Origin of the sequence: Paenibacillus alkaliterrae (genome assembly GCF_021532375.1) — a bacterium.
GTDB classification, from domain to species: domain Bacteria; phylum Bacillota; class Bacilli; order Paenibacillales; family Paenibacillaceae; genus Pristimantibacillus; species Pristimantibacillus alkaliterrae.
This window is the reverse complement of sequence record NZ_JAKGAP010000014.1, coordinates 131,723-138,229: the sequence shown is the minus strand read 5'-3', so window position 1 is coordinate 138,229 and position 6,507 is coordinate 131,723. Positions and strand designations below refer to the sequence as shown.

General features: G+C 42.2%; 5 protein-coding genes and 2 pseudogenes. All 7 read left to right on the top strand.

The window, feature by feature from the left end:
- The first annotated feature begins 368 nt into the window (after positions 1-368).
- The 7 genes and pseudogenes from L1N85_RS08435 to L1N85_RS08410 all read left to right on the top strand — a co-directional run bounded on the left by L1N85_RS08435 (position 369) and on the right by L1N85_RS08410 (position 6,507).
- Positions 369-797 carry an SRPBCC family protein gene (locus tag L1N85_RS08435; RefSeq protein WP_235237107.1) on the top strand — a complete coding sequence of 143 codons (429 nt, stop codon included), beginning with the start codon at positions 369-371 and terminating at the stop codon, positions 795-797.
- A gap of 67 nt (positions 798-864) precedes the next feature.
- Positions 865-1,000 (top strand): annotated as a pseudogene (locus tag L1N85_RS27875) (shikimate kinase); the annotation flags it as partial.
- A 451-nt stretch (positions 1,001-1,451) separates the two neighbouring features.
- Positions 1,452-2,135 (top strand): response regulator transcription factor, encoded by a 684-nt coding sequence (locus tag L1N85_RS08425; RefSeq protein ID WP_235237106.1) that lies wholly within the window; start codon positions 1,452-1,454, stop codon positions 2,133-2,135.
- Position 2,136: 1 nt separating this feature from the next.
- Positions 2,137-2,658: pseudogene (locus L1N85_RS27870) on the top strand (histidine kinase dimerization/phospho-acceptor domain-containing protein); the annotation flags it as partial.
- Between the two features lie 87 nt (positions 2,659-2,745).
- Positions 2,746-3,129 (top strand): sensor histidine kinase, encoded by a 384-nt coding sequence (locus L1N85_RS27865; RefSeq protein ID WP_407946350.1) that lies wholly within the window; start codon positions 2,746-2,748, stop codon positions 3,127-3,129.
- Between the two features lie 82 nt (positions 3,130-3,211).
- Positions 3,212-3,895 (top strand): ABC transporter ATP-binding protein, encoded by a 684-nt coding sequence (locus L1N85_RS08415; RefSeq protein ID WP_235237104.1) that lies wholly within the window; start codon positions 3,212-3,214, stop codon positions 3,893-3,895.
- Entirely contained in the window at positions 3,892-6,507 is a 2,616-nt protein-coding gene (locus L1N85_RS08410) for an FtsX-like permease family protein (RefSeq protein WP_235237103.1), read from the top strand. Before L1N85_RS08415 ends, L1N85_RS08410 begins: the two co-directional genes overlap by 4 nt.

Genomic DNA, 6,507 nt, shown 5'->3' with positions numbered 1-6,507 from the left:
CCGCAAAGGCAGAGGTGGGTTCCACCTTTTGAGCCTGGGGAAACTTGTCTCTGTAGAGATATTGACCAGGAAGCCCCTACTTCAAGCGTAGCTAAGCAGGGGTAGTTCACTAGGCTTGTGCTCAAAACGGATAATCCTATAGCAGATATATTTTATCGTTCATTGGGTTTTACAGTGGATTTAGAAACGAATAACAATAGCCATGTTCTTCAATTTAGTGAAAAAATAATTCAATAATTGCGACATAGCAATCCAAAAGAAACTATTATATTCATCATATGTTATCATAAGCATCAAACATAAATTATTGCAGACAGGTAAATATCAACTGTTAGTATCAGTATCCAAGGTATAGGAAGGGGCAAGGCATGGCAAATATCGAGCACTTGCAAACCGTACATGTTCCAGCGTCGAAGGTGTATGAAACTTTAACCACCGCTGAGGGACTTTCGGAAATATGGACTAATGAACTCATTATCAATAATCAGATTGGCTTTATTAATGAATTTCGATTCGGCAGCAATGACATAACTAAGATGAGAATAGAGGAGTTGATAACTAATAAAAAAGTCGTGTGGCAGTGTATAGACTCAGATCCAGAATGGATTGGTACGATTATTTCCTTTGATATTGAAGAGAAGAACGGGAAGTCTTTTATTACTTTACGTCATATGAACTGGAAAGAAGTAACGCCATTTTATCGCTCTTGTAACTACAACTGGGCTATTTTCCTTTATAGTCTCAAATCCTATTGTGAAGAGGGTGATGGTCTCCCTTATCATAAACGTAAGTTTTAATAATTTGAGTTAAATTGCTCATTCCACTAAAGAGTAACGACAATTCAACCAAGACAGGGAGGATTGTATGAAATTTATTTTGATATTTGGTCCGCAAGCAGTTGGTAAAATGACCATTGGACAAGAATTAGAAAAAAAATACGGACTTGAAGCTCTTTCATAATCATATGACGATTGAATTAGTTAATCCTTTTTTTCGCTACATGGCAACAATACATTCGATGCAATTGAGAGAATTGAGAAAAATGTCATAATTCATAATCCAGATCTCGTGACGGTTCAATTCGGTGCGAATGATGCTGCATTTCACAAAATGGTTCAACTGCATGACTATGAAAGGAATCTCACCGATATTAGTCCCGCACCATTTGACGAGAGGTTACAACATGCTCGAACAAACGTCGTACTTAAGCAAGATGCAGAGGTCGTTACAGAAGTGAGTGTAGCAACAGGCTGTCATTATATAGACTAAGAAACGATAGTTCAATAACAAGGTCAAACAGCCGGAAATGAACCCCTCTCGCTTTAGATGGTCGACAAGTTAAGGTATGATTGAGCATGATCCCTACAAAAGTTCATTATTAAAAACGCCTTATTCTCAATGGCGTTTTTTTAATTTCATCAATCAAAAGGTAAACAAAGGATGATCACCAGATGAAAATATTGCTTGTGGAAGATGATAAAACGATTGCGTCAGGACTTGAATACTCGCTGCAGCAGGATCGCTATTCCACCGTTCTTTGCCATGATGCCGCTTCTGCGAAGAAGATGTTGGCAGAACAACTGGATCAATTTGCTTTATGTTTGTTCGATTTATCGCTGCCCGATGGAAGCGGCTACGAGCTGTGCGGGATCGTGAAGGAGCGGAGCGATATTCCCGTTATCTTTTTAACGGCGGTTGATGACGAGGTCAATGTTGTGATGGGGCTCGATATGGGAGCAGACGATTATATAACAAAGCCCTTTCGCATTCGTGAGCTTCTCTCGCGGATCAAATCGGTTTTGCGCAGATACCAAAAGCAGACTCAGACCAAAGCGGTCATTGAAATTGAAAATATTCAGATCCATACGCTTGAAGGCAAGGTTTATAAAAATGGCGGGGAAATGATCTTGACTGCTTTAGAGTATCGCTTATTGCTCATCTTCGCTAATCATATCGGGCAGATCCTCTCCAGAAGCCAGCTTTTAGAGCAGATTTGGGATGTCGCCGGGGACTTTGTGAATGATAATACATTAACCGTTTATATCAAAAGGTTGCGGGAGAAAATAGAGGATCATCCGCAACATCCAACGATTATTAAAACCGTACGCGGATTAGGCTATAAGGTTGGTGATTAGCATGCTGCGCAATAGAGAGATTCAATATCTGTTGTTTGCGATGTGTTCGATTAGTCTCTTGTCGGCAGCTGCAGCCGCTTTTTTTTCACTCGGTGCCGCAGTCCTCGTCTTTATTTCGTCTGTTCTGCTGATTGGATGCAATTTAATATTCACGAGTTGGAGATATCGCGAAATAGAGAAGCTTTCCGGCTATTTGCGTCAAATCAGCAGCGGCAATTATTCTCTTGATGTCCGCGATAATCATGAAGGCGAGCTTAGTATCCTGAAGAACGATATCTATAAAGTGACGCTGATGCTAACCGAGCATGGCTCACTTTTGCAGCAGGATAAAATACAGCTTACTGACGCGATTTCCGACATATCCCATCAGCTCAAAACGCCCCTTACTTCCATGATAATGATGGCAGATTTGCTGGGCGATGGGGAACTGCCTGCAGCGAAAAGAACGGAATTTACAAGCAATATTCGCATTCAGCTTGAGAGGATTGAATGGCTGATTTCCTCTTTGCTGAAGATTTCAAAAATCGATGCGGGAACGGTACTCTTCAAAAAAGATCGGATATGGGTGGAGAAGCTTATTCAAAAGGCATTGGAGCCCGTTCTCATTCCGATGGACATTAAGGAACAAACCGTTTCGATACAGGGAGAGAGCAACGTCTCTTTTCTGGGCGATTTGAATTGGACAGCGGAAGCCGTGATCAATATTCTCAAAAACTGCGTGGAGCATACTGGAGAAGGTGGAGTCATCGCCATTACTTTTGAAGAAAACGCGCTGTTCACGGAAATTAGGATCGCCGATAACGGGAAAGGGATCGCGAAGGAAGATCTGCCTTATATTTTCAAGCGTTTCTATAAAGGGAAAAATGCAAGTGAAGGCAGCATCGGTATTGGTCTTGCTATGGCTCATAGCATCATCACAAGCCAAAATGGAAATATCGAAGTGAAGAGTGAGCAGGAAAAAGGCACCCAATTCTGTATTAAGTTTTACAAGTGACTAGATTGTCATTTTACAGTCACTTGAAAGTCATTTTAGGCAGATATACTATCACTATCAGGTACTAATGGAGGTTTTCATAATGGAAATTTTAAGGATAGAGCATCTGTCTAAAATGTACGGAAAAGGCGAAACGGCTGTAAAGGCGCTTGACGATGTGTCTTTCTCGGTGGAAAAAGGTGAATTTGTCGCCATTATCGGCCCATCCGGCTCCGGGAAATCGACGCTTCTGCATATGCTCGGAGGTGTGGACAGGCCGACAAGCGGTAAGGTAATCGTGGATAACACAGATATTTATAACCTGAATGAAACACAGTTGGCGATCTTCAGACGCAGACAAATTGGTTTGATTTATCAGTTTTACAATCTTATCCCTGTGCTGACGGTTGAAGAGAATATTACGCTGCCATTGCTGCTTGATGGGCATAAAGTGGATAAGAAGCAACTGGATAATATTGTGAAGACTTTGAATCTGCAAAATCGCTTAAACCATCTGCCCAATCAGCTTTCGGGCGGACAACAGCAGCGGGTCTCCATTGGCAGAGCGGTGATCGGCAATCCGGCTATGATGCTGGCAGACGAGCCGACCGGCAATCTGGACAGCAGGAACAGCGGTGAAATCATTGATCTGCTCAAAATGTTCAATAAAACCTATAATCAGACATTGATTGTCATCACCCATGACGAACGGATTGCACTGCAAGCGGACAGAGTCATTGCAATTGAAGATGGAAGGATCGCAAGGGACGAGGTGATCCGGCCATGAACATCGTTAACAAGCTGACGATCAGGCATCTGAAGCAAAACAAGAGAAGAACGCTCGTTACGATCATTGGCGTCATTATTTCAGTTGCTATGGTGACGGCTGTCGCGACTCTTGGCGTATCGTTTATGAATTTAATGCAAAAGCAGACGATTGCAGACGAGGGAGAATGGCATGTTTTTTACAAGGATGTAAACAAGGCGCAGCTTAAAGCGGTTCAGAAGGATGAAGCCAGCAAATCCGTTGTTATCTCAAGAGATCTTGGCTATGCGCTATTGGAAGGGAGCCAAAATGACAACAAGCCGTATTTGTTTATTAAAGAGTACAATACACAAGGCTTTAAGCAGTTTCCGATTGAACTCCGCGAGGGAAGGCTGCCGCAAGCGGCGAATGAAGTGGTTATATCGGAGCATATTGCAACGAACGCTAAAGTTGTGTACGAAATAGGCGATGTACTTACACTTGATGTTGGTGAACGGTTCATAGCTGAACGAGAGGGCCAGAAATTTTACCAGTACGATTCATTATTTGAAGAAAGTGATAAGATATTTGAATCGTTAAAATACAAAACAACTAAAAGTTACACGATTGTAGGCATCATCAATCGTCCGACATGGGAACCGACATGGGCGCCAGGGTATACGGTCTTATCCTATGTGGATGAAAGCTTGATCGGAGCAGACGATACCGTCAACGCAACGGTTGTATTAAAAAAAGTGAAAAGCTCCTTATACTCTCATTCGGAGGATTTCGCCAAGGAGAACAAGATAGAATTAGAATCAATAAACTATAATAATAATTTGCTGCGCTATTATGGCGTGACGGACAACGACGGCTTGCGCAGTACGATATTTTCATTATCTGCAATTATTATGGCCGTTATTATTGTTGGCTCTGTTTCGTTAATCTATAATGCCTTCGCTATTTCTGTCTCGGAACGCTCCCGCCATCTGGGAATGCTCTCGAGTGTGGGGGCTACGAACAGGCAGAAGAAAAACTCGGTGTTTTTCGAAGGGGCGGTCATCGGACTTATCAGTATCCCGATTGGCCTCATTTGCGGTTTTGTTGGGATCGGTATTACCTTTTGGTTTATAAACTCGATCATTCAAGGCGCATTAGGTGTGACGGAGAAGCTGACGGCGACGGTGACGCCATGGTCGATCTTGGTGGCCTGCGCCGTCTCGATCATGACCATTTTCATCTCAACTTATCTCCCGGCAAGAAAAGCATCCAGGATCTCGGCCATTGATGCGATCCGACAAACAACCGATATTAAGCTGACGAGCAAGAAGATGAAAACGTCGAGGGTTGTTAGGATGCTTTTCGGGATAGAAGCAGAAATCGGCTTAAAAAACTTGAAAAGAAACAAACGTAGATACCAGGCAACGGTATTCTCGCTCGTGATCAGCATCGTTCTGTTTCTGGCGGTATCCTTCTTCACCGGCAATTTGAAAAAATCGTTGGAGCTGTCGCTGAAGGGCGTGAATTATGATATCCAGGTAACGATTGGCAATGAAAATAGTGAAGACGATAAACAGTTGATCCATTCGATTGCTGCTATTGAGGATGTAACGGAATATACTGTGATGAATGAAATGAATGTAAATGCATGGATTGATGAGACATCCATCGCCGCTGAATTGCAAAGCATGGTGGAGCAGGATAAGAGTATGCTCGAAAATGGAAAATTTCCGTACATTATTAGAATACATGCACTAGATGAGATCAGTCTGCAAGCCTATGCCCAAAAGGTCGGTACGGATTATGAACAGTTAGTTGACCCGGAAAATCCAGCTGCTATTGTAATTGATACGATTCCTTATCAAGATCAGGAAGCAAGAAAGTATATCGAAACGAAAGCTATTTATGCTGAAATTGGTCAAAGTATCGATTTGTACCATGAGAACTGGGAAACAGGAAAAGTGACAGATTTGAACAAAGTAGAAATCACCGCTTTGACAGATCAGTTTCCTATGGGGGTTCATCCTGCCGGGCTCGGCAATTTAAATATCGTTACCTCAGGACAGGTCATGGAGCAGCTGATTGACAATCAGATTGAGAATAAGATCGACGCTGGTTTTCGATCAATGCTTTTCTTGAAAAGCTCAGATCCGATGACAACGCAGCAGGAAATCGAGCAAATGAAAGAGAGCAATATTAATATTTACAATGTGTATCAAAGCAGGCAGCAGGAAGAGCAGATGATTATGATCATGTCTGTATTTACGTATGGCTTTATTTTGCTCATCACCGCGATCTCGGTTGCAAATATTTTCAATACCATTTCCACAAGCGTCTTGCTTCGAAAACGCGAATTCGCGATGCTGAAATCCGTTGGAATGACGCCAAAGGGCTTTAATAAAATGATTAATTATGAAAGTGTGTTTTACGGAATCAAGTCATTGCTCTACGGGCTTCCGATCAGCATTGTCGTGATGGTTTTGATTCACAGCGCATTGATGAACAGTTTTAGCTATAAGTTCGTTCTTCCTTGGAAAAGCCTTTTATTTGTTATTGCTGCCGTATTCCTTATTGTGAGCTCAGCCATGTTATACTCCAGCGTGAAAGTAAAGAAAGATAACATCATTGATGCTTTGAAGCAGGAGAGTATATGA